The following is a 22,313-nucleotide window of genomic DNA, read 5'->3' on the forward strand; positions in this document are numbered from 1 at the left end:
CTTAGATGCCTTCGGGGGCGCGCTGGTGCCAGTCGGTCGCTTGCTGGTACTGGTGCGCGATGTTCAGCAGCTTCGCTTCGGCAAAATAATTGCCGATGATCTGCAGGCCGACCGGGCGCTTGGCGTTCTTGTCGCCCTGGCCGAAACCGCAAGGGATCGACATGCCGGGCAGGCCGGCCAGGCTGGTCGACAGCGTGAAGATGTCGGCCAGGTAGTTTGCCACCGGGTCGTTGGCCTTCGCGCCCAGGTCCCAGGCGACGGTCGGGGCCACCGGGCCCATGATGACGTCGCACTTGTCCGCGAACGCGGCCTGGAAGTCGTCGGCGATCAGGCGGCGGATCTTTTGCGCCTGCACGTAGTAGGCGTCGTAGTAGCCATGGCACAGCACGTAGGTGCCGACCATGATGCGGCGCTGGACCTCGCGGCCGAAACCTTCGGCGCGGGTTTTCTTGTACATGTCCTGCAGATCCTTGTACTCGCTCGCCCGGTGGCCGTAGCGCACGCCGTCGAAACGCGACAGGTTCGACGAGGCTTCGGCCGGGGCGATGATGTAGTAGGTCGGGATCGACAGGGCCGTTTTCGGCAGCGAAATATCCACCAACTGAGCGCCCAGCGCCACGAATTGATCGAGCGCGGCGCGCACGGCGCTTTCCACGTCGGCCGCCAGGCCTTCGCCGAAGTACTCGCTCGGCACGCCGATGCGCAGGCCGGTGAGCGGCTGGTGCAGGTCGCGCGTGAAGTCTTCTTTGAGGTTGCCCTGTTCCACGGTCAGGCTGGTCGAATCGCGTTCGTCATGACCGATCATCTCATTGAGCAGCAGCGCGCAATCCTCGGCGGTCTGGGCGATCGGGCCGCCCTGGTCGAGCGAGGAGGCGAACGCGATCATGCCGAAGCGGGAGACGCGGCCATAGGTCGGCTTGATGCCGGTGACGCCGCAGAAGGCCGCCGGCTGGCGGATCGAACCGCCGGTATCGGTGGCGGTGGCGGCCGGGGCCAGGCGCGCGGCAATCGCGGCGGCGGAACCGCCCGAGGAACCGCCTGGTACGGCTTGCGTGTCCCGGGGGTTCTTCACCGCACCGAAAGCCGAGTTCTCGTTCGCCGAGCCCATCGCGAATTCGTCGCAGTTCAGCTTGCCCAGCGTGACCATGCCGGCGGCGCCGAAGCGGTCGACGACGGTGGCATCGAAGGGGCTGACGTAGTTGGCCAGCATCTTCGAACCCGCAGTCGTGCGCCAGTCGCGCGTGACAAAGATATCCTTATGGGCAATCGGAATGCCGGTCAGCGGGCCGGCGCTGCCGGCGGCCAGGCGCGCGTCAGCGGCGGCAGCCTGGGCCAGCGACAGTTCCGGGTCGAGGTGCAGGAAGGCGTTGTGGCTGCTTTTCTCGATGCGGGCCAGGTAGTGACGGGTGAGTTCGGTGCTCGAGACCTGCTTCGCATGCAGTAGCGCCGACAGCTCTTTGATGGTTTTGTTGTGCATGGTGCGTTTTCTGTTCGTGGATGCAGGATTACTCGATGACCTTCGGTACCAGGTACAGGCCGTCCTGAGTCTTGGGCGCCGGCGCCTGGTAGGCTTCGCGGCGGTTTTCTTCCGTCACCACGTCTTCGCGCAGGCGCAGCGGCAGCGACAGGATCGCGGCCAGCGGATGCGACAAGGGCGCAACACCTGTTGTATCGACCGCCTGCATCTGTTCGGCCAGTGCAAAGATGCCATTGAGCTCACCCAGCGCGGTTTCGGCATGGGCGTCGTCCATATCGAGCTGGGCCAGGTTGGCGATGCGTTTTACGTCTGAAAGAGTCAGGGACATGGCAAAAGGCGCGGCCGGGGCCGCATTCAAAATGGGGTTGGGAGAATGACAGAATGGCAAGCGCAGACTGTTGAACAGCGTGCTACGGTCGATAAAACCTTGCTAATCCCGTCGATCTCGCTTCGAGAACTAGGGGGTAAAACCACCTGTTTTCAGCGTTTAATCGGCAAATTATAAGGTAGAATGGCGGGCTAATGCGTGGTCTGCGCCGAATGAGCGCGGCCCCTCAGTACGAACGAAGACCGCAGGGCGCAGGCAGGGCCGATGCGGCGAGGACTCTCCCGATTAATGTTAGGCGCATACAGCGCGCATCAGGACACACATGTTTGGTTCTTTACGCAGTTACTTCTCGAACGACCTGGCCATCGACCTGGGTACCGCCAATACGCTGATCTACGTGCGCGGCCAGGGCATCGTGCTGGACGAACCGTCGGTCGTGGCAATCCGCCAGCAGGGCGGCCCGAACGGCAAGAAGACGATCCAGGCGGTCGGCAAGAAAGCCAAGCAGATGCTGGGCAAGGTGCCGGGCAATATCGAGGCGATCCGCCCGATGAAGGACGGCGTCATCGCCGACTTCACCGTCACCGAGGAGATGCTCAAGCAGTTCATCCGCATGGTGCACGATTCCAAATTCTTCCGTCCGTCGCCACGCATCATCATCTGCGTGCCTTGCGGTTCGACCCAGGTCGAGCGCCGCGCGATCCGCGAATCGGCCCTCGGCGCCGGTGCCTCGCAGGTCTACCTGATCGAGGAACCGATGGCCGCCGCGATCGGTGCCGGCCTGCCGGTCTCGGACGCGACCGGTTCGATGGTGGTCGACATCGGCGGCGGCACCACCGAAGTGGGCATCATCTCGCTGGGCGGCATGGTCTATAAAGGTTCGGTGCGCGTGGGCGGCGACAAGTTCGACGAAGCCATCGTCAACTACATCCGCCGCAACTACGGCATGCTGATCGGCGAACAGACCGCGGAAGCGATCAAGAAGGCCATCGGTTCGGCCTTCCCGGGTTCGGAAGTGAAGGAAATGGAAGTCAAGGGCCGCAACCTGTCCGAAGGCATCCCGCGCGCGTTCACGATCTCGAGCAACGAGATCCTGGAAGCGCTGACCGACCCGCTCAACAACATCGTCTCGGCCGTGAAGAATGCGCTCGAACAGACCCCGCCGGAACTGGGCGCCGACATCGCCGAGAAGGGCATGATGCTGACCGGCGGCGGCGCGCTGCTGCGCGACCTCGACCGTCTGCTGATGGAAGAGACCGGCCTGCCGGTGCTGGTGGCCGAAGACCCGCTGACCTGCGTGGTGCGCGGTTCGGGCATGGCGCTGGAACACAACGACAAGCTGGGCTCGATCTTCTCCTACGAGTAAGCACGACAGCCTCGCAAGCTACAGCGTGGGCAGGTGGACGGTGTCGAACCGTGCACCTGCCCATGTGCCCATCTAACGGGCCGTCCGTCATAATCGAAAGTCATGGAATACAGTCCTCCGCCGCTATTCAAACAGGGCGCCCCCGCGCGGGTGAAGGTGACGGTGTTCGCGTTCGTGTCGCTCGCGCTGCTGCTGATCGATGCCCGCATGCACCTGCTCGGCACGGTACGCCAGGTCGCCGCCACCGTGCTCTACCCGCTGCAGATGGCCGCGCTGATGCCGCGCGATGCCATGTTCAGCATGGGCGATTACTTTTCCTCGATTTCCAGCCTGCAGAAGGAAGTGCGCGAGCTGAAGAACCAGCAGGTCGCGCAGGCGCAGTCCATGCAGCTGGCCCAGCTCCAGATGGCGGAAAACGCCCACCTGCGGCGCCTGCTCGAGGCGCGCGAGCACCTGCCGGTGCAGTCGATCATGGGCGAGATCCTGTACGACGCGCGCGACCCGTCCACCCGCCGCATCGTGCTCGACCGCGGCACGCGCAACGGCGTGCAGCTCGGGCTGCCGGTGATCGACAATGCCGGCGTCATCGGCCAGGTCACCCGCGTATTCCCGTTCACCTCCGAAGTCACGCTGCTCACCGACCGCGACCAGGCCATTCCGGTGCAGGTGCTGCGCTCGGGCCTGCGCAGCATCGCCTATGGCCGCGGACGTTCCGGCCTGCTCGACCTGCGCTTCGTCGCGCCCGACGCCGATATCCAGGTGGGCGACGTGATCGTCACCTCGGGCCTGGACGGCATGTATCCGGCCGGCCTGGCCGTGGCCAAGGTCGTGCAGGTCGAGAAAGTGGCGGCCGGTGCCTTCGGGCGCGTGACCTGCCAGCCGCTGGGCGGCGTCGACCGCAACCGCCAGCTCCTGATCGTGATGTCGCAGGCGGCACGCGCGGCGCGTCCGCAGGACCTGCCTGTGCCGCCGGCGCATGGCGCGGCGCGCCGCAACCTGCCGAAGATGGAGCCGGTACCGACACCACCGCTGGCGCCGGCGCCGCTGCCGGCGCAGGGTGCGCCGACGCAACCGGCGGCCGGCGTGCCCGCGGCGGTGCCCGCTGCCGCGCCAGCCACGGCGCCGACGACGGCACCGGCAGGTGCTGCGCCAGCGACGGCAATCGCCACGCCGGGCGCGAACACGGCGCCACGCACCGCCGCGCCGCGTGATGCGGCCCGCTTGAACGCCGCCCCCGCCGCGGCCACCACCCAGCCGGTCCAGCCGGCGCTGCGCAAGGAAGGCGCTCCATGACCGGTAACCGTCCCCATTACATCCTGCTGCCGGTCAGCCCGCTGTTCATCGCGTTCAGCCTGACCTGCGCTTTCATGCTCAACCTGCTGCCCTGGGGCCGCTGGATCGGCGCGCCCGATTTCGTCGCGCTGGCGCTGATCTTCTGGGGCATCCACCAGCCGCGCAAGGTCGGCATCGGCGTCGCCTTCTGCATGGGCCTGCTGATGGACGTGCACGATGCGGCGCTGCTGGGCGAAAACGCGCTGGCCTATACGCTGCTGTCCTATGTCGCCATCATGATCCACCGCCGCGTGCTGTGGTTCCCGGTGCTGACCCAGGCCATGCACGTGTTCCCGCTGCTGCTGCTGGCCCAGGCGATCCAGGCGCTGGTGCATTTCTTCGCCACCGGCCGCTTCGCCGGCTGGCTGCACTTCGTCGAGAGTGCCGTCGCCGTTGCCCTCTGGCCGCTCATCACCTGGCTGCTGCTGGCACCGCAGCGCCGCGCCGTCGACCGCGACCATACGCGCCCCATCTGACCGTCGCAGTACATGATTGACGCAGTAAATGACTGAAATAAAAGACAGCGACCGCGAGATCCACCTGTTCCGCCTGCGCCTGACCGCGCTGGCGGTGCTGGTGTTCGTCTGCTTCGGCTGCCTGGTCGCACGATTTGTCTGGCTGCAGGTGATCCAGCACGACCAGTATGCCTCCCAGGCAGAGGACAACCGGATTGCCCTGGTGCCGATCGTGCCCAATCGCGGCCTGATCGTGGACCGCAACGGCGTCGTCCTGGCGCGCAACTACTCGGCCTACACGCTCGAGATCACGCCCTCGAAACTGCAGGCGAGCATGGACTCGGTGATCGACGAGCTGGCCAAGCTGGTCGCGATCGAAGCGAAGGACCGCAAGCGCTTCAAGCGCCTGCTGGAAGAATCGCGCAGCTTCGCCAGCGTGCCGCTGCGCACCCGCCTGACCGACGACGAAGTGGCGCGCTTCACCGCGCAGCGCTTCCGCTTCCCCGGCGTGGAGGTGCAGGCGCGCCTGTTCCGCCAGTACCCGCTGGGCGAGGTCGCCTCGCACGTGATCGGCTACATCGGCCGCATCAACCAGAAAGAGGCGGCCGCGCTCGAGGAGAGCGAAGACGCGGCCAACTACAACGGCACCGACTACATCGGCAAGGAAGGCCTCGAGAAGAAATACGAGAGCTACCTGCACGGCACTACCGGTTACGAGGAAGTCGAGCGCACCGCGGGCGGGCGGGCGATCCGGACGCTGTCGCGCCGTCCGCCGGTCCCGGGCAGCAACCTGATCCTGTCGATCGACATCGAGCTGCAAAAAGTGGTCGAGGAAGCCTTCGGCGACCAGCGCGGCGCGTTTGTCGCGATCGATCCGGCCACCGGCGACGTGCTGGCTTACGTGTCGCGGCCCGGTTTCGACCCGAACCTGTTCGTCGACGGCATCGACAGCCAGAGCTGGAACGAACTCAATACCTCGCTCGACAAGCCGCTGATGAACCGCCCGCTGTCGGGCACCTATCCGCCCGGCTCGACCTTCAAGCCCTTCATGTCGCTGGCCGCGCTGGAGTACGGCCTGCGCCGCCCGTCGGACGCGATCCGCGACCCCGGCTTTTTCGTCCTCGGCGGCCACCGCTTCAACGACGACAAGCCGGGCGGCCACGGCTACGTCGACATGTACCGCTCGATCGCCGAGTCCTGCGACACCTTCTATTACCAGCTCGGCAATGAGATGGGCATCGACCGGATTTCCAACTTCATGCGACCGTTCGGCTTTGGCGTGCCGACCGGGATCGACCTCGAACACGAGAAGATCGGCGTGCTGCCATCGAAAGAGTGGAAGGCCAATCGCTTCAAGCGCAACCGTGCGGCCCAGAAGTGGGTTGGCGGCGACACCATTTCGGTCTCGATCGGGCAGGGCTTCAACAACTACACCATCATCCAGCTGGCGCATGCGGTGGCCAACCTGGCCAATAACGGCGTGGTGATGCGGCCGCACCTGGTCAAGCTGATCGAGGACGGCGCCACGCGCCAGCGCACGCTGACGGTGCCGAAGGAAAGCCGGCGCATCGCGCTGAAACAGGAAAACATCGATTTCATCAAGCGTGCGATGGTGGGCGTGACCCAGGAAAACTATGGCACCGGCCACCGCGCCTTTGCCAACGCCGGCTATATCTCGGCGGGCAAGACCGGTACCGCCCAGGTGATCGGCCTGAAGGGCGGCAAGTACAACGCCCACGCGATTGACGAGCGCCACCGCGACAACGCGCTGTACACGGCGTTCGCGCCGGCCGACAAGCCGACCATCGCCATCGCGCTGGTAGTCGAGAACGCGGGCTTCGGTGCCGCCTCGGCCGCGCCGATCGCGCGCAAGGCGCTCGACTACTACCTGCTCGGCAAGCGCCCGCCGCCGCCGAAGCCGGCCGAGGAGGGGGCGCCTGGCGCCAAGCCGGGCACGGTGCAAGCCGGGGCGAAGCCGGCGCCCGCTACGGCGCCCGGTACGGCGCCTGCGCTGGTGCCGACGGCCGCTTCCGCTACGCCACGCGGCACGCCTGTCACGACCGCGGCCGCCCCACAGCCGGCGCCGGCACGGAAGGCGCCGGCCCCCGCCACGCTGCCGGCCGCCGTTCCCGCCGCGCCGCCGCCGCGCGCCGCAGTACCCGACAAGGAGTAAGCAGATGGCCTATTACCCGGAACGGCGCTCCCTCAGCCGCCGGCTCAAGCCCTATTTCACGGTGTTCGACTGGCCGCTGGCGATCGTGCTGTTCATGCTGCTCACGACCAGCATGATCACGATGTCCTCGGCCGGCCTCGAGTTCCCGGGCCGCGTCGAATCGCAGATGCGCAATTTCGTGCTCGCCTTCGTCGTCATGTGGCTGGCCGCCCTGGTGCCGCCGCAAACGCTGATGCGCCTGGCCGTGCCGATCTATACCTTCGGGGTGACGCTGCTGGTGGCGGTCGCCGTGTTCGGCATCATCAAGAAGGGTGCGCGCCGCTGGCTGCACGTGGGTGTCGACATCCAGCCTTCCGAAATCATGAAGATCGCCACGCCCCTGATGCTGGCCTGGTATTTCCAGCAACGCGCCCGGGTCGGCAACTGGAAGTCGTTCGCGGTCGCGGCGGTGCTGCTGGCGATTCCGTTCGGGCTGATCGCCAAGCAGCCCGATCTCGGCACCGCGCTGCTGGTCGGCGCTTCCGGCTTCTACGTGATCTTCCTGGCCGGCCTGTCGTGGAAAGTGCTGATCGCCCTTGCCGTGGGCGCCGCGGCCAGCATGCCGATTGCCTGGTCGATGCTGCACGACTACCAGCGCGAACGCGTCATGACCCTGATCGACCCGACTTCCGATCCGCTGGGCAAGGGCTTCCACATCATCCAGTCGACCATCGCGATCGGTTCGGGCGGTATCACCGGCAAGGGCTATGCCCAGGGCACCCAGGGCCAGCTCGAATTCGTTCCCGAACAAACCACGGACTTCCTGTTCTCGGTGTATTCCGAAGAATTTGGGCTGGTCGGCAACCTATTTCTTTTGGTAATCTATCTCTTGCTGATCGGCCGCGGCATGATGATCGCCGCGAATGCCCCGAATCTGTTCTCGCGGCTGCTGGCCGGCGCGATCACGATGATCTTCTTTACCTATGCGTTCGTCAACATGGGCATGGTGAGCGGGATCCTGCCGGTGGTCGGCGTTCCGCTGCCGTTCATGAGCTATGGCGGCACCGCGTTCATCACGCTGGGCCTGGGCGCTGGCATATTGATGAGTATTCAACGGCACCGGAAACTGGTGCAAACGTGATGGAGGAGGCGCGATGACCGCTTCGAGACATCTCCCAGCGGTCATTGTCCTCGCGGCCTTGTTGGCCGGATGCGGCACCACTGGCAGCCAGAAGGGCACGGCACAGAAAGCCGGCGCCGGCCGGGGTGCGGCGAAGCTGCCGGCGGCCGGTTCCGGCCGCGGCGGCTATTACCGGACGACGGCCCGGGCCGCAACATCCCGCCGGGGCTGGAACTGGTGCCCGACGCCGTCGTCAAGGCCGAACCCTATGCCAAATGGGCGAACCGGCCCTACGAAGTATTCGGCCAGACCTATACCCCCATCCTCAACGAGGAAGCCTTTGTCCAGCGCGGCGTGGCCAGTTGGTACGGCGTCAAGTTCCATGGCCAGCGCACCTCCTCGGGCGAACCCTACGACATGTACGCGATGACGGCGGCGCACCCGACGCTGCCGATCCCTTCGTATGTGCGCGTCACCAATGTGGCCACCGGCAAGTCTGTGGTGGTGCGCGTCAACGACCGCGGGCCCTTCCATGCCAGCCGCGTCATCGACGTTTCGTACACGGCGGCGCTGAAACTGGGCCTGCTGGGCAGGGGCAGCCATGAAGTCACGGTCGAACGCCTGTTCGCCGGCGATGTTCCGCGCTTCGCCGGCGCCGGCAGGCCCGCGCCTGCAAAAAGCAACCTGCGCCGCCGGAAATCGCCGCGCTGATGCTGGAAGACCGCGTGCAGTCCGACAGCGCCGCCGTCGCGCAAGCCTTGCCGGTGCCGCTCAAGCCGGCAACCGACAGCGCCGCGACCGAAGAGGGCGCGCCCAGTGGCGGCTTCTACCTGCAGCTCGGCGCCTACAGCCGCGCCGACACGGCCCAGGACAAAGCCAGGCAAATGAGCCGCCAGCTGGCCGATGCCGGCGTTCCCATCGCCGGCCTGGAGGTGGCGCCGGCCGGCAGCGTGCACCGCCTGTACGGCGGACCTTTCGGCTCGCGCGAGCAGGCACAGGAAGCGGCGCGGGCGCTGCCGTCGGAATGGGGTTTGAAGCCGATTGTGGTGAAGCGCTAGGCTGCTTGGCATGCAAATGGCCTTGCTGGCGATGACCGGGCGCGGCCCGTGCAAGCGCGTGGAGTCAGGACTCCACCCTGCGAAACAGCAGTACACGCAGGGTGGAGTCCCGACTCCACGCGGGCCGAATTGTGATCAGCCTGGACGTCAAACCCGACAGGCACGCCCCGATCGTCCGGATCGCGGCTGCCAACGCTAGCAGGTACTCACTTGCAGATATGCAGCACCGCAGCCGGCATGTTGCGGCCGGCTTCGACGATGCTCGCACGGATGCCGGTATCGATACCGCGGAAGCGGTAGGCGAAGCGCTGGGTTTGCGGCCCGCGCGGGAGGATGCGCACGCCCTGGACGCCTTTTTTCGCCAGGTTCGCCACTTCCGCATGTGCGGCCGCGTCCGATTTGAAGACGCCCAGCGAGATCGCCCATTTCATCGGCGAATCGCCCTGGACCACGAAGAAGCTCGTCACGCCCTGCTCCTGCAGCTGGGCGACGCGGCGGTCGGCGGCTTCCTTGCTGCCCTGGGATGGCAGGTAGACCATGTAGCTCGTCACTTCCTGGAAGGGCACCGTCAGGCGGGTCTGGCGCGTGCCGAGGTCCAGCGGCGCCAGGCGCGTCTCGAAGCGGCGCGTCGCCGGCGGCAAAGGCGTCGGTCTCGACGCAGGCGACCGGCGTGCCGGAAGGCGCCGCCGGGGCGGCAGCCAGGGGCGCATCCGGCGCCTGTTCCGGCTCCTCGTCCTTGTCATCGGGGACGGGCGGTTCCGCGGTGTCGGCCGCAGCCTGCGCCTGGGCGCCGCTCAGCAGCACCAGGCGGTTGGCGGCCAGCTGGTTGCGCAGGCGCGCCGGCTCGCGCACTTCGGCGTCCACACTGCCGAGCAGCCCGCGGCCCAGTGCGAACAGCACCACGTTGGCGCACAGCAAAGCCCAGAAAACGAATCTCAACAAAACCTATCCTCCGTATGCGGACTCGGACCGCACCACCGCGTGCAGGCCCACCAGCACGATATTATCGACCATCCTGTGCTCCACCTTGAGGGCGGGAGCGATATACGGGGCCGCGCCCCCGACAGCACGCAGGATGCCGCGTCCTGGCCGCCGTGTGCCGCCAGCGCGCGCTCGATCGCCCCGGTTCTGGGCCGACAGGCAGCCCGAGACGATGGCGTCGTTCGTATTGTCGGCGAACAGCGGTGGCGGCGTCGCACCGGGGTCGCCTGCGGCAGCTGGGCGGTATTCCTCGCCAGCGCGCCGGCCATCAATGCCAGTCCCGGCAGGATCATGCCGCCGATGAAGCGGCCCTCGGCGCTGACCGCGTCGACCGTGGTCGCGGTGCCGCAGGTAGCCACCACCAGCGGCCGGCCAGGGACCAGCGCGCGCGCCGATGGCCGCGGCGAAACGGTCGCAGCCGAGGCGCTCCGGTTCGCGGTAGCCGTTTTCCACTCCGGCGCGGCGTGCGTTCGATGCGAACCACTCGGTGTCGACCGTGCCGAGCAGCTGCGCCAGGCGTGCGCGCAGCGCGGCGCCGGCCACGTTCGACACCAGCGCACGCGTGGTGCCGCGCGCCTGCCAGCTGCTTGCCACCGCGTCCAGGTCGGCATGCAGGGCCGCGCCCTGTTCGATCCAGTCGCCAAGGGGCGCGCCGGGTGCGGCCAGTGCCCATTTCACCCGGGTATTGCCGGCGTCGATCAGCAGCAGCATCAGGCGCCCTTCACGCGCAGCGACACGTCGCCCGCCAGCACGGCGCTGCGCCCCGCCGCGCTGTCGAGCAGCAGGCGCCCGGCCTCGTCGACCCCGGCAGCTATACCCTCCTGCATCACGGCGCCGCCATCGAGGATGGTCACCAGCTCGCCCTGCCAGGCATGGCGCAGGTTCCAGCGCGCGCAAAAGGCGGCGAAACCGGCCGCCTCGAACTCGCGCAGGTTCGAGGCCAGGCCGTCGAGCAGGGCGGCGAGCAGCGTGGAGCGGTCCATTTGCGCCAGCCAGGGCAGCGAGGCAGTCGGGCGGCCGATGCGCGCTTCCAGCTCGTCCGGCATCAGGAGGTTCAGGCCGATACCGATCACGGCCCAGGTACCGCCCCTGGGGTGCGGCTTGCGTCTCGATCAGGATGCCGGCCAGCTTGTCGCCGTCGCGCAGCACGTCGTTCGGCCACTTCAGCTGCACCTGCACGCCAAGGCGTTCGAGCGTTTCGGCCAGCGCCACGCCGACTGCCAGCGGCAGGCCGGCCAGGCGCGGCAAGCCGCCCGCACAATGCCAGGCCAGCGAGAAGGTGAGCGAGCCTTCGTTTGAAGACAACCAGCTGCGCCCGGCCCGGCCACGGCCGGCGGTCTGGTGGCGTGCCACCAGCAGCAGCGGTCCGCTCAAGCTTGCCGCGCGGGCCAGCAGGTCGGCATTGGTGGAGCCGGTTTCCTCGACCACCTCGACCGCGACGCCTGAAACCGATCGGGCCGCGATGTCGGCTGCGTTCATGCGGCCCCCTTGCGGCGCTTGGTCGGCGCGCGCGAGAACAGCGCATCGAAGACGCGGTTCGGCAGGGCGCGCAGCAAGGCGGCGACGGCGCCCATCTGCCACGGCAGGACGCGGTAGCTGTCGCCGCGCGCGATGGCACGGACTGCTGCGGCCGCGAAGCGCTCGGCCGGCATCAGGAAAGGCATGGGGAAGGGGTTGTTGCTGGTCATGGGGGTCGCGATATAGCCGGGCGCGATGGTGACGACGCGGATGCCCGAGCGTTTCAGCTCGAGGCGCAGCGACTCGCAATAGGCATGTACCGCCGCTTTCGACGCACAGTAGGCGCCCGCGCCGCGCATGCCGCGTACCCCGGCGACGCTGCCGATCGCCACCAGCCGACGCCGGCCCTCTGCTGCTCGCGCATGGCCGGGATAAAGGGGGCGAAGGTGGCGACCGTGGCGGTGACGTTGGTGGCGAACACCGCCTCGAAGACCGGCAAGTCCTCGGGACGTTCAGTCAGCGTGCCATGCGAAATGCCGGCGCAGGCGATGACGATGTCGGCGCCGTTCATCTCCGCCAGAAGTCGGCACCGGCGGCCGCCAGCGCCGCATGGTCGCAGACATCGACCGCATAGGTGCGGTGGCGTTCCGGATGGGGGAGGGTGGCGACCAGCGCAGCGAGGGCATCGCCGCGCCGGGCCAGCAGGCCGAGCGTGGCGCCGCGCGCCGCGTACTCGCGCGCCAGCGCCGCGCCGATGCCGCTGGAGGCGCCGGTGATGAAGACGCGCTCGGCGGTCCCGGCGTCCATGCTTATTTCTTGTCCGCTTTGGCTTTCGCCACCAGGGTGTCCATCACCTGCAGCGCGACCTGCTGCTGCTCGGTCTCGGTACGGGCGCTCGAGCCTTCCGGATTGGCCATCGACGGCGAGGTGACAAAGCGGCCATCGATGACCACCATCGGCCAGTGGTCGACGCGGTACTCGTTCATCATGGTGCCGGCACGGCGCACCTGGGCCTGCACGCCGAAGGAGTTATAGGCGCTGGCGAAGCGGGCGCGGTCGATCCCGGCCTTTGCGGCCCAGTCGAGCACTTCCTTGTCGTTGGCAAAGCGCTGGTCCTGCTCGTGGATGGCCGCGAACGCACGCGCATGGTACTGCTCGAGCAGTCCCAGCGCCTCGAGCGTATAGAACAGCTTCTGCTGCGGCAGCACGCGCGGCCCACCGGCCACGTGCACGCGCTTGAACACGATATTGCTGCCCTGCTTCTTGACCCATTCCGCCAGCAGCGGCTCGAACACATTGCAATGCGGGCAGTAATACGCAAAGAACTCGATCACCTCCACCTGCTTGCCCGCCATCGGATTGACCTGCTGCGGCAGCACTTGGTAGTGCACACCCTGGGCCGGAACAACGGGTGCGGCAAAAGCGGCACCGCTCAGGGCGAAGAATGCAGTGGTAACGAACAAACGACGAAGCAAATTCATGGTTTTCCTTATCTAGTCAGGAACGTCACGGGGCCTTGAGAAACCGTAGCGAGCGGAAGGAGTGTTGGCCGAGAAGCGCAGCTGTACGAGTAGTACAGCCGGTCCGCCGGTGCGGAGCATCGCAGGCCGACAATCCGACGCGCAGTAGGTTTATCAAGGACCTATCTGGTATTGCGGACGATGGCGACGTCGATACCGCTGTCGAGCAGCTTCGCCCGCGCCTTGTTCACGGCTTCGACCTGGTTGAACGGCCCCAGGCGCACCCGGTGCAGCACGCCGCTGTCGCTGCTGCGATCGCTGATCGCCGCCTCGAAACCCAGCAAGGCCAGCTTGGCCCGGGTGGCCTCGGCATCGGACATCTCGCGGAAGGCGCCCGCCTGCAAGTAATAGATGTATTTCTCGTCCGCGCCCGCGGCGGCCGGGGTGGCTGCAGCCGGCGCACCGGCAGGCGCCGCCGCCGGAGCGGGAGCTGGAGCAGCGGCTGCCGCCGGCTTGGCGCTGCCCGCCTCGGTCATGCCGGCAATCGCCTGGCCGAGCGGGTCGGCGTCGGTGGCGGCGGCCGGCGCCGGCGCCGGCGTCGTGGCGGTCGCGGCGGCGGCTGCTGCCTGCTTGGCTTCGCGTTCGGCCAGCTGGCGCGCCGCTTCGCGCGCGGCGTCGCGGTTGCCGTACATCGGCTTGTTCGGATCGTTGGCCTGGCTCGGTTCGAGGTCGGCCGGCCGTCCCATTTTCGTGGAACGGTCGGTGAAGGGCGAGGTGCCCTTGGTGATCATCAGGGCGACCGCCACCGCGATCCCCAGCCCGATAATCAGGCCGATGATGATGCCGGTCAGGGTACTGCCGCGTTGCAGGCGCAGGGAAGGGATGCGGGTGATAGCGGTCATCGCGTTTACTCGTCTTGCTCTTGTGGTTCGGTAGGGTTGCGTTCCATCTTGACCGGTGCCGAGACGCCGATCAGGGCCAGGCCGTTGCGCAGCACCTGGCGCGTCGCGGTGGCCAGCGCCAGGCGTGCCAGCTTGAGCGGCTCGTCGCCGTCGAGCAGCCACTTGTGCGCGAAATAGTAGCTGTGCAGTTCGCCGGCCAGTTCGCGCAGGTAGAAGGCCACCTGGTGCGGGCCGAGTTCGGCCTGGGCACGCTGCAGCATCTCCGGATACGCGGCCAGCTTCGACAGCAGGCTCGCTTCGTGCGGCGTGGTCAAGCCCGACAGGTCGACGTTCGCCAGCTGCGCTTCGTCGCCGCCCCAGTTGGCCAGGGCCGAGCAGATGCGCGCGTGGGCGTACTGCACATAATAGACCGGGTTTTCGTCCGAGGTTTTGAGGGCGACGTCGACGTCGAACACGAATTCGGTATCGGCCTTGCGCGAGATGAGGAAGAAGCGCACCGCGTCGCGGCCGCGGGTGATGTCGCCGCCGCCCGACCATTCGATCAGGTCGCGCACGGTGACATAGGAACCGGCGCGCTTGGAGATCTTGACCTCTTCGCCGCCCTTCATGACGGTGACCATCTTGTGCAGCACGTAGTCAGGGTAGCCCTGCGGGATGCCGATGTTCACGGCCTGCAGGCCGGCGCGCACGCGGGCAATGGTGCCGTGGTGGTCGCTGCCCTGGATGTTGATGGCCTGGTCGAAGCCGCGGCGGAACTTCTGCATGTGGTAGGCCACGTCCGGCACGAAATAGGTAAACGTGCCGTCGGACTTGCGCATCACGCGGTCCTTGTCGTCGCCATAATCAGTGGTTTTCAGCCACAGCGCGCCATCTTGCTCGTAGGTGACGCCGGCGTCGACCAGGGCCTGCACGGCCTGCTCCACTTTGCCGTCGGCGTAGAGCGAGGATTCGAGGTAATAATTGTCGAACTTGACGCCGAAGGCCTGCAGGTCCTGGTCCTGCTCGTTGCGCAGGTAGGTGACGGCGAAGCGGCGGATCGAGTCGAGGTCGTTCACGTCACCGCTGGCGGTGGCCGGCTCGCCGTCGCTGGCCGCGACGGTTTTCTTCGCCAGGAAGTCGGCGGCGATCTCGGCGATGTAGTCGCCGTTGTAGGCCGACTCGGGCCATTGCTCGTCGCCCGGCTTGAAGCCGCGTGCGCGCGCCTGCACCGAGTTGGCGAGCGTGGCGATCTGGACGCCGGCATCGTTGTAGTAGAACTCGCGGGTGACTTCATGGCCCTGCGACTCGAACAGGCTGGCCAGGGCATCCCCCAGCGCGGCCTGGCGGCCGTGGCCGACGTGCAGCGGGCCGGTCGGGTTGGCCGAGACGAATTCGAGGATGGCATGGTGGCCGGCGCCGGACTGGCCGCGCCCAAAAGCTTCGCCGGTCTGCAGGATGGTGCGCACCACCGACTGCTTGGCGCTGGCGGCCACGCGCAGGTTGATGAAGCCGGGACCGGCGACGTCCGCCGATTCCACCAGGCCGGCAGCGCCCGGCTCGGCCAGCAGGGCGGCGACCAGGCGCGTGGCCAGCTCGCGCGGGTTGGTTTTCAGGGGCTTGGCCAGCTGCATGGCGACGTTGCAGGCGATGTCGCCATGGGCCGGGTCGCGCGGGCGTTCCAGCACGATATTCGGCGTCAGATCGCTGCCGGCAACGATCGGCGCGAGGGCGGCCTGGAACAGGGCGACGATTTCTTGTTTTTGTTGGGCGAGCATAGGTTCGGAGGGTGAAGTCGATAAGTTCAGCAGGGCGGTGGCCGCGGCCACGGCAAACAGTGGTTCATTATACTGGTTTGCTGCAGCGCCGAATATGCCCGGGGCTTCCGGTTGTGGCGCTGGCGCCCGTCCCTGGCCGGCTGTTTAAGCCCGGCCAAAGGTGGAGCCGGTACAATGCGGGTCTTTACCGTACCTGCCCGCCATCATGACCGACAAGCGCCCCACGCTCTCCATCAAGCCCAAGGCCCGCAGCGGCGCCAAGCCCGCTCCGCGACCGGTCGCCAACCCGGCGGCGCAGCACGCCAGGCCGCAGGCCCGGGCCCAGGCCACCACGCCGAAGCCGGCAGCCAAGCCGGCCGCGCCCGCTCAGGCAGGCCCGTCCGAGGCTAGGCCCCCAGCCGCCCGCGCGCCGGCAGCGCGCGCCGAGGCGCCCCGTCCAAGCCATGAAATGAAGCAGCAGTTCCAGCTCGACTACCGTCCCGCGCTGTCGGGCGACTCGCTGGCGCTGGCGCTGCTGGGCGCCGCCGCGGCGGTGGCACGGGTGCGCGCCGGTACCGCGCTGCCCCAGGCGCTCGCTACCGTGTTCAAGGCCTATGACGCTGCTCCTCAAACGCGCGGCGCGATCCAGGGACCTGGCCTACCGCAGCATGCGCGGGCTCGGCCGCGCCGAGACCCTGCTCGGCCAGATGACGAGCAAGGCGCCGGACGCACCGATGCTGGCCGGCCTGCTGTGCTGCGCGCTGGTACTGCTCGATCCGCCGGAAGGGGAGAGTGCTCCTTATGAGGCCTTCACCGTGGTCGACCAGGCGGTCAACGCGGCCGCGAGCCACCCCGATTTCGCCCATGCCAAGGCGATGGTCAACGCCGTGCTGCGCCGCTTCCTGCGCGAGCGCGAACAGCTCGTCGCCGGCGCGCTGCAGCAGCCGCTGGCGCAGTGGAACTACCCGCAATGGTGGATCGACGCCACCCGCGCCGCCTATCCGCGCGATTGGGAAGCCATCCTCGCGGCCGGCAACACCCATCCGCCGCTGACGCTGCGCGTCAATACGCGCAAGACTTCGGTGGAGGACTACACGGGACGCCTGGCCGATGCCGGTTTCGAAGCCGACGTGGTCGGGCCGACCGCACTGCGCCTGAAGCAGGCGACCAACGTGGCGCAGATTCCCGGTTTCCATGAGGGCCTGGTGTCGGTGCAGGACGCCGGCGCCCAGCTCGCCGCGCCGCTGCTCGACCTGCGTGAGGGCATGCGCGTGCTCGACGCCTGCGCGGCGCCCGGCGGCAAGAGCGGCCATATCCTCGAGAGCGCCGACGTCGAGCTGACCTCGGTCGACGCCGACCCGCAGCGCCTGGCGCGCGTGGGCGACAACCTCGGCCGTCTCGGCCTGCAGGCGACGCTGGTGGCGGCCGAAGCGCAGGCGGCCGGCTGGTGGGATGGCCGTCAATACGATCGTATCCTGGCCGACGTGCCGTGCACGGCGTCGGGCATCGTGCGGCGCCACCCGGATATCCGCTGGCTGCGCCGCAAGACCGACACGCGCCAACTTACAACACTTTCCGCGCAGATACTCGACAATCTTTGGCAGATGCTGCTGCCCGATGGTAAATTGCTGTTTGTGACATGTTCGCTCTGGCCCCAGGAGTCGGAGGCGCAGGCGGCCGCCTTTGCGGCCCGCCATGAGGACGCCATCCGCCTTGACGCGCCGGGCCAGCTGCTCCCCACGAGCGGCGCCGGGCTGGATCATGACGGGCTGTTCTATGCCCTGTTCCACAAGCGCGTGGCGTAACTTTTCACACGCAAGCTTGTTTAACGCTCGTCAGGGCAGGGGATGCGGCCCACCGACGCATCGTCGAAGACAGTACCTTGGTACGGCGAGACGATGCAACGCGGCCATGGCGATTTTTAAACACGCTCTGCGCTCAATTAATTTAGGTTCCGGCCCACCTGTGACATTACGATTCTTCCGCCTCCTCGCCTGCCAGCTGCTGCTGGTCTTCGCGTGCGCAACGGCGCAGGCGGCCGACGGGATCGAGATCACGCTGGCGAAAATCGAGGCGACCGACGAGGGTTACCGCCTCGGCGCCAATTACGCATTCGACCTCAATCGCGACCTGGAAGACGCCCTGCAGCACGGCGTCAAGCTGTTCTTCACGACCGAGATCGAACTGACCCGCCCGCGCTGGTACTGGCGCGACGACCGCGCCGTGTCCACCCGGCGCACGGTCAGCATCTCCTACGACGTGCTGCTGCGCCAGTATTATGTGTCGGTCGGCGGCAGCGTCCAGCAGACCTACCAGACCCTCGACGAAGCCATGTTCCAGATCCGGCGTCCGAGCCGCTGGCTGATTGCACCGAAAGGGGCTCTCAAGCACGGCGAGACCTACGAGGTCAGCCTGCGCATGTACATGGACCGCGACCTGCTGCAAAAGCCGCTGCAGGTCAATGCCTTCGGCAATTCGGACTGGCGCCTGGCTTCGAACTGGAAGACCTTCACCTACCGTGCGGAGTAAGCCGTGAACCAGGCCATGCGCTACGCGCTGGTGGTCGGCGGGGCGATCGTCTCGATCCTGCTGTTCCTGCTCGCCTCGGCCTCGGACAACTCGGGCTTCTTCCAGCGCTACTATGCCTGGCTGCTGGGCCTGAACGCGACGATCGCCTTCCTGCTCCTGATCCTGGTGCTGGTCGCCCTCGGGCGCCTGTATTCGCGCTACAAGGCGGGGCGCTTCGGTTCGCGCCTGATGGCGCGGCTGGTGCTGCTCTTTGCCGGCATCGGCATCCTGCCCGGCCTGATCATCTTCATGGTGTCGGTGCAGTTCGTCTCCCATTCGATCGAATCCTGGTTCGACGTCAAGATCGAGTCCGCCCTGCAGTCCGGCCTGAACCTCGGCCATGCCGCGCTCGACGAGGCGCTGGGCGAACTGGGCAACAGTGCCCAGACCGTGGCGGCAACCCTGTCCGGCCAGGATGACGTCGGCGCCCAGATGACGCTGTCGCAGCTGGTGAGCGACACCGAAGGCATGCAGAGCGCGATGCTGCTCGATGCCAGCGGCAAGCTGGTGGCCAGCGCCAGCCAGGACCGCCGTGCCGACCTCACGGCCGACCTGCCGAACCCGCAGATGGTGCGCCAGGCCGGCATGCCGGGCGGCTATGCGCGCGCCGAAGGGGGCATCGAACTCGATTTCCGCGAGGGCGCCAACGGCGAGGCGAACGGTCTCGACGCCGCCACCGGCCTGCGCCTGCGCGTGGTGCTGGCCGTGCCCGAGCCGCCCGGTGCGGCGCCGCGCTACCTGCAGGTGATGCAGGCGGTGCCGGTCAACCTGGCCTCGAACGCGGCCGTGCTGAAAAGCGCCTACAGCGAATACCAGCAGCGCTCCTGGTCGCGCGACAGCCTGCGCCGCATGTACCTGCACACCCTGACGCTGACGCTGCTGCTGGCCATTTTCGGCGCCATCGGCAGCGCGGTGCTCATCGCCGGCAACCTGGCGCAGCCGCTGCTGGTGCTGGCCGAGGGCACGCAAGCCGTGGCCGAGGGCGACCTGTCGCCGCGCCCGATCGTCGAAACCAGCGACGAACTCGGTACCCTGACCCAATCCTTCAATGCCATGACCGGCCAGCTGTTCGAGGCCAGGAGCGCGGTCGAACGCAACCGCGCAGCGCTGCAAAGCGCCAAGGCCCACCTGGAGTCGGTGCTGGCCAACATGTCGGCGGGCGTGCTCGTGCTCGACGCCGAGGGGACAGTGGTCAACTCGAACGACGCCGCCTGCCGCATCCTGCAGATGGAACACTGCAATTTGCACGGGCCGCTGAACAAGATCGAAGGCCGGAGAATTTCGCCAACGCCGTCACCCGTGCCTTCTCGACGCAGAGCGCGCAGTCGGCCGCGGGCACCGCGCGCCAGCGGACGCACTGGCAGCAGCAGATCGAAATCCCGCGCCGCGCCGCCGGCGAAGACCACGACACGACCCTGCTGGCGCGCGGCTCGCGCCTGCCGGTGGGGGTGGGCAGCGGCTTCATCGTGGTGTTCGACGATATCTCGGACGTGATTTCGGCACAGCGCTCGGTGGCCTGGGGCGAAGTGGCGCGGCGCCTGGCGCACGAGATCAAGAACCCGCTGACCCCGATCCAGCTGTCGGCCGAACGCCTGCAGATGAAGCTGGCCGACCGCCTGGAAGCGGGCGACAAGGCGCTGCTCGAGCGCGCCACGACCACCATCGTCAACCAGGTCGACGCCATGAAGCGCATGGTCGACGACTTCCGCGACTATGCGCGCACGCCGCCGGCGGTGCTCGAACCGCTTGATTTGAACGACCTGATCGGCGAAATCCTGAACCTGTACCTGGCCGAGGACGCGTCCGACATCATCCATGCGGCGCTGGAACCGAACCTGCCGCGCGTGATGGGCGACGCGACCCAGCTGCGCCAGGTGATCCACAACCTGCTGCAGAACGCCCAGGACGCCTTTGCGGACCGCGCGCCGGGCGCGCCTTCTCCGCGCATCGACGTCGCCACCGAGATCATCCACTACACCGGGGCGGACGGCACGGCCGGGACCGCCGTACGCCTTGCCATCCTCGACAACGGCCCTGGATTCGCCCCGAAAATCCTCGCCCGCGCCTTCGAACCCTACGTCACCTCGAAAGCCCGCGGCACCGGCCTCGGCCTGCCGATGGTGAAGAAGATTATCGATGAGCACGGTGGCCGCATCGATATCCAGAACCGTCCGGACGGTTCTGGCGCGTCAGTATTCATTTTGCTGTTAAAGTTAGCACAAGAGGCGAACTTGGCCGAAGTGTAAAACGGGCATAGAATCACGCCTGAATATCAGCTGCATTGACGACTGGATAACGGGTGGAGGCGGAAAGCGAACGATGGCAAACATACTCGTAGTTGATGATGAAATGGGCATCCGCGAGCTGCTCTCGGAAATCCTGGGAGACGAAGGTCATGCAATCACGCTGGCGGAGAACGCGCAGCAGGCACGGGAAGCGCGCGCGGCCGGCGCGCCGGACCTGGTCCTGCTCGATATCTGGATGCCCGACACCGACGGCGTCACCCTGCTCAAGGAGTGGCAGCGCGACGGCTTGCTGACCATGCCGGTCATCATGATGTCGGGCCACGCCACCATCGACACGGCCGTCGAGGCCACCCGCATCGGCGCCCTGAATTTCTGGAAAAGCCGATCGCGCTGCAAAAGCTGCTGAAAGCCGTGCAGCAGGGCCTGACCCGCGCCCGGAAGTGGCACGCGCCCCGGTGCCGCCGCCGCGCCCCGTGATGGCGGCCCCGAGCATCGAAGCCGCCCCTGCCAGCGCGCCCATGTACGCGGCCAGCCGATGGCGGCGCCCCTGAACGGCGCCGGGGTCGGCGTGGTCGGCCATGGCGAGACCCGGGCTACACGCTCGTTCGACCTGCCGCTGCGCGAGGCGCGCGACGCCTTCGAACGCATGTATTTCGAACACCACCTCGGCCGCGAAGGCGGCAGCATGACGCGCGTGGCCGAAAAGACCGGCCTCGAGCGCACCCACCTGTACCGCAAGCTCAAGCAGCTCGGCGTCGAACCGGGCAAGCTGGGCAAACGCGGCGGATGATGGAGGAGACGGGGCAGGGCGGCTCCTCGCCCGCGGCCCCGTCGGTCTCATCTTCCGCTGTCTCGTCAGTTCGTCGGACGATGACTACTCTGGTTGTCGGCCCCGACGCCGCCCGTCGCGAAGCGGCGATTGCACAAGCGCTGGAATTACCGGATTTGCGCGAAGATCGCGTCGCTATCCTCCTTGAAGGCATGCCAAGTGGCACTTCCCCCTTCGAATCTTCTGAAAATCTCCTGATTTCACGCATTGCTCCGGGGTGCCTTTGCTGCGCCGGGAATCTCGTGATGCGTGTTACATTGAATCGTCTGTTGCGCCAGCGACCGGCGCGCCTGTTCATCGGCGTGGCGAGCGCGGAGCATCTTGACCAGTTGAGATCGTGGTTGAGCACCGCGCCATACGATCAGCTGTTGGCTCTTACGCCTGACCTCGACTCTTGAAATCGGGTGGGCGACCCCCACCTCTTCAATGAAGTCGAAAGCCAGCCGCCCGCCGCCGCGCGACTGGTCCAACACTGACCGAGAGAAGGAGTCATCATGAACATGATCTACAACAGCGAACAGTACAGCGTCGTCGAATTTGGCGTCGATCGCGACCTCGAAGCCCTGCGCTTCGGCGGTTACGAGATCGTCGACAAAGCCGGCCGTCGCGAAGCGTTCATCGGCGGCAAACTGGCACAATCGTTCCGTCGCGATGTGAACAATCTCATCGCCAGCGAGCCGACCATGGAGGAAATCGACGATTTCCTGGGCTCCTACGACACCCTGATGAGCCAGCCGGTCGTGCTGCACTAAGCAGTCCGTCCACCCACCAGGAGAGCCAGACACAAGAAGGGCCAGGGACCTCCAACAGGACGCAGGCGCACCCGGCGCCGTGCCCGCCCTGCCGCC

General features: G+C 67.1%; 16 protein-coding genes and 6 pseudogenes. 13 read left to right on the forward strand and 9 right to left on the reverse strand.

Translation table 11 applies throughout. The annotated features are described in order from the left end of the window. Window position 1 precedes the first annotated feature (1 nt). Both gatA and gatC read right to left on the reverse strand, forming a co-directional pair. Complete coding sequence (gatA, locus tag G4G28_RS25220) at window positions 2–1,477, reverse strand: Asp-tRNA(Asn)/Glu-tRNA(Gln) amidotransferase subunit GatA (protein ID WP_183108067.1); 1,476 nt, start codon at window positions 1,475–1,477, stop codon at window positions 2–4. Between the two features lie 28 nt (window positions 1,478–1,505). Next, the gene (gene gatC, locus G4G28_RS04015; RefSeq protein ID WP_182990935.1) at window positions 1,506–1,805 is read right to left on the reverse strand and encodes an Asp-tRNA(Asn)/Glu-tRNA(Gln) amidotransferase subunit GatC; all 300 of its coding nucleotides are present in this window, start codon (window positions 1,803–1,805) and stop codon (window positions 1,506–1,508) included. 322 nt (window positions 1,806–2,127) lie between these two features. On the opposite strand from gatC, the gene G4G28_RS04020 reads away from it, so the two are divergent. The 7 genes from G4G28_RS04020 (at window position 2,128) to G4G28_RS27925 (ending at window position 9,288) form a co-directional block, all read left to right on the forward strand. Further along, window positions 2,128–3,171 (forward strand): rod shape-determining protein, encoded by a 1,044-nt coding sequence (locus G4G28_RS04020; protein ID WP_056338938.1) that lies wholly within the window; start codon window positions 2,128–2,130, stop codon window positions 3,169–3,171. A gap of 102 nt (window positions 3,172–3,273) precedes the next feature. After that, window positions 3,274–4,464, forward strand: a complete 1,191-nt coding sequence (gene mreC / locus G4G28_RS04025; RefSeq protein WP_183108068.1) for a rod shape-determining protein MreC — start codon at window positions 3,274–3,276, stop codon at window positions 4,462–4,464. Continuing rightward, complete coding sequence (gene mreD, locus G4G28_RS04030; protein ID WP_182990936.1) at window positions 4,461–4,979, forward strand: rod shape-determining protein MreD; 519 nt, start codon at window positions 4,461–4,463, stop codon at window positions 4,977–4,979. The genes mreC and mreD overlap by 4 nt, the downstream gene beginning before the upstream one ends. Window positions 4,980–5,007: 28 nt before the next feature. Beyond that, window positions 5,008–7,131 carry a penicillin-binding protein 2 gene (gene mrdA / locus G4G28_RS04035; protein ID WP_183108069.1) on the forward strand — a complete coding sequence of 708 codons (2,124 nt, stop codon included), beginning with the start codon at window positions 5,008–5,010 and terminating at the stop codon, window positions 7,129–7,131. Window positions 7,132–7,135: 4 nt separating this feature from the next. Then, window positions 7,136–8,251 (forward strand): rod shape-determining protein RodA, encoded by a 1,116-nt coding sequence (gene rodA, locus G4G28_RS04040; RefSeq protein WP_183108070.1) that lies wholly within the window; start codon window positions 7,136–7,138, stop codon window positions 8,249–8,251. A 216-nt stretch (window positions 8,252–8,467) separates the two neighbouring features. Beyond that, window positions 8,468–8,941: a septal ring lytic transglycosylase RlpA family protein gene (locus G4G28_RS27920; protein WP_308601791.1), complete on the forward strand. Its 474-nt coding sequence runs from the start codon at window positions 8,468–8,470 to the stop codon at window positions 8,939–8,941. Then, window positions 8,941–9,288 (forward strand): SPOR domain-containing protein, encoded by a 348-nt coding sequence (locus tag G4G28_RS27925; protein ID WP_183108071.1) that lies wholly within the window; start codon window positions 8,941–8,943, stop codon window positions 9,286–9,288. The genes G4G28_RS27920 and G4G28_RS27925 overlap by 1 nt, the downstream gene beginning before the upstream one ends. A 206-nt stretch (window positions 9,289–9,494) precedes the next feature. Here the strand turns inward: G4G28_RS27925 and G4G28_RS04055 are convergent, their stop codons facing one another. The 7 genes and pseudogenes from G4G28_RS04055 to argS form a co-directional block, all read right to left on the reverse strand. Beyond that, window positions 9,495–9,929 (reverse strand): SPOR domain-containing protein, encoded by a 435-nt coding sequence (locus tag G4G28_RS04055; RefSeq protein WP_183108072.1) that lies wholly within the window; start codon window positions 9,927–9,929, stop codon window positions 9,495–9,497. A gap of 304 nt (window positions 9,930–10,233) precedes the next feature. After that, window positions 10,234–10,980, reverse strand: a pseudogene (locus tag G4G28_RS04060) (type III pantothenate kinase). Continuing rightward, window positions 10,980–11,748 (reverse strand): annotated as a pseudogene (locus tag G4G28_RS04065) (biotin--[acetyl-CoA-carboxylase] ligase). Before G4G28_RS04065 ends, G4G28_RS04060 begins: the two co-directional pseudogenes overlap by 1 nt. Then, window positions 11,745–12,534 (reverse strand): annotated as a pseudogene (locus tag G4G28_RS27740) (SDR family oxidoreductase). The pseudogenes G4G28_RS04065 and G4G28_RS27740 overlap by 4 nt, the downstream one beginning before the upstream one ends. 2 nt (window positions 12,535–12,536) lie before the next feature. Continuing rightward, complete coding sequence (locus tag G4G28_RS04080) at window positions 12,537–13,208, reverse strand: thiol:disulfide interchange protein DsbA/DsbL (RefSeq protein WP_182990940.1); 672 nt, start codon at window positions 13,206–13,208, stop codon at window positions 12,537–12,539. Between the two features lie 161 nt (window positions 13,209–13,369). Further along, window positions 13,370–14,089, reverse strand: a complete 720-nt coding sequence (locus G4G28_RS04085) for an SPOR domain-containing protein (protein ID WP_182990941.1) — start codon at window positions 14,087–14,089, stop codon at window positions 13,370–13,372. 5 nt (window positions 14,090–14,094) lie between these two features. Further along, entirely contained in the window at window positions 14,095–15,843 is a 1,749-nt protein-coding gene (gene argS, locus G4G28_RS04090; RefSeq protein WP_182990942.1) for an arginine--tRNA ligase, read from the reverse strand. Window positions 15,844–16,291: 448 nt separating this feature from the next. On the opposite strand from argS, the pseudogene rsmB reads away from it, so the two are divergent. The 6 genes and pseudogenes from rsmB (at window position 16,292) to G4G28_RS04120 (ending at window position 22,217) form a co-directional block, all read left to right on the forward strand. Continuing rightward, window positions 16,292–17,627: pseudogene (gene rsmB, locus G4G28_RS04095) on the forward strand (16S rRNA (cytosine(967)-C(5))-methyltransferase RsmB). Window positions 17,628–17,787: 160 nt separating this feature from the next. Further along, window positions 17,788–18,351 carry a DUF4390 domain-containing protein gene (locus tag G4G28_RS04100; protein ID WP_229425444.1) on the forward strand — a complete coding sequence of 188 codons (564 nt, stop codon included), beginning with the start codon at window positions 17,788–17,790 and terminating at the stop codon, window positions 18,349–18,351. Window positions 18,352–18,354: 3 nt separating this feature from the next. Further along, a pseudogene (locus G4G28_RS04105) lies at window positions 18,355–20,636 on the forward strand (ATP-binding protein). Window positions 20,637–20,709: 73 nt separating this feature from the next. Next, window positions 20,710–21,426: pseudogene (locus G4G28_RS04110) on the forward strand (response regulator). Between the two features lie 80 nt (window positions 21,427–21,506). Next, window positions 21,507–21,863 carry a GTPase gene (locus G4G28_RS04115; RefSeq protein WP_182990947.1) on the forward strand — a complete coding sequence of 119 codons (357 nt, stop codon included), beginning with the start codon at window positions 21,507–21,509 and terminating at the stop codon, window positions 21,861–21,863. 96 nt (window positions 21,864–21,959) lie between these two features. After that, complete coding sequence (locus G4G28_RS04120) at window positions 21,960–22,217, forward strand: DUF3567 domain-containing protein (RefSeq protein WP_027865841.1); 258 nt, start codon at window positions 21,960–21,962, stop codon at window positions 22,215–22,217. The last annotated feature ends 96 nt before the right edge of the window (window positions 22,218–22,313 follow it).

This window comes from Massilia sp. Dwa41.01b (assembly GCF_014171775.1).
Lineage (GTDB): Bacteria > Pseudomonadota > Gammaproteobacteria > Burkholderiales > Burkholderiaceae_D > Telluria.

Coding starts and splice junctions, on each gene's coding strand:
- gatC (WP_182990935.1), bottom strand. CDS start 1,805: ATGTCCCTGACTCTTTCAGACGTAAAACGCATCGCCAACCTGGCCCAG.
- mreD (WP_182990936.1), top strand. CDS start 4,461: ATGACCGGTAACCGTCCCCATTACATCCTGCTGCCGGTCAGCCCGCTG.
- argS (WP_182990942.1), bottom strand. CDS start 15,843: ATGCTCGCCCAACAAAAACAAGAAATCGTCGCCCTGTTCCAGGCCGCC.
- mrdA (WP_183108069.1), top strand. CDS start 5,008: ATGACTGAAATAAAAGACAGCGACCGCGAGATCCACCTGTTCCGCCTG.
- G4G28_RS04020 (WP_056338938.1), top strand. CDS start 2,128: ATGTTTGGTTCTTTACGCAGTTACTTCTCGAACGACCTGGCCATCGAC.
- rodA (WP_183108070.1), top strand. CDS start 7,136: ATGGCCTATTACCCGGAACGGCGCTCCCTCAGCCGCCGGCTCAAGCCC.
- mreC (WP_183108068.1), top strand. CDS start 3,274: ATGGAATACAGTCCTCCGCCGCTATTCAAACAGGGCGCCCCCGCGCGG.
- G4G28_RS04120 (WP_027865841.1), top strand. CDS start 21,960: ATGAACATGATCTACAACAGCGAACAGTACAGCGTCGTCGAATTTGGC.
- G4G28_RS04080 (WP_182990940.1), bottom strand. CDS start 13,208: ATGAATTTGCTTCGTCGTTTGTTCGTTACCACTGCATTCTTCGCCCTG.
- gatA (WP_183108067.1), bottom strand. CDS start 1,477: ATGCACAACAAAACCATCAAAGAGCTGTCGGCGCTACTGCATGCGAAG.
- G4G28_RS04085 (WP_182990941.1), bottom strand. CDS start 14,089: ATGACCGCTATCACCCGCATCCCTTCCCTGCGCCTGCAACGCGGCAGT.
- G4G28_RS04115 (WP_182990947.1), top strand. CDS start 21,507: ATGACTACTCTGGTTGTCGGCCCCGACGCCGCCCGTCGCGAAGCGGCG.
- G4G28_RS27925 (WP_183108071.1), top strand. CDS start 8,941: ATGCTGGAAGACCGCGTGCAGTCCGACAGCGCCGCCGTCGCGCAAGCC.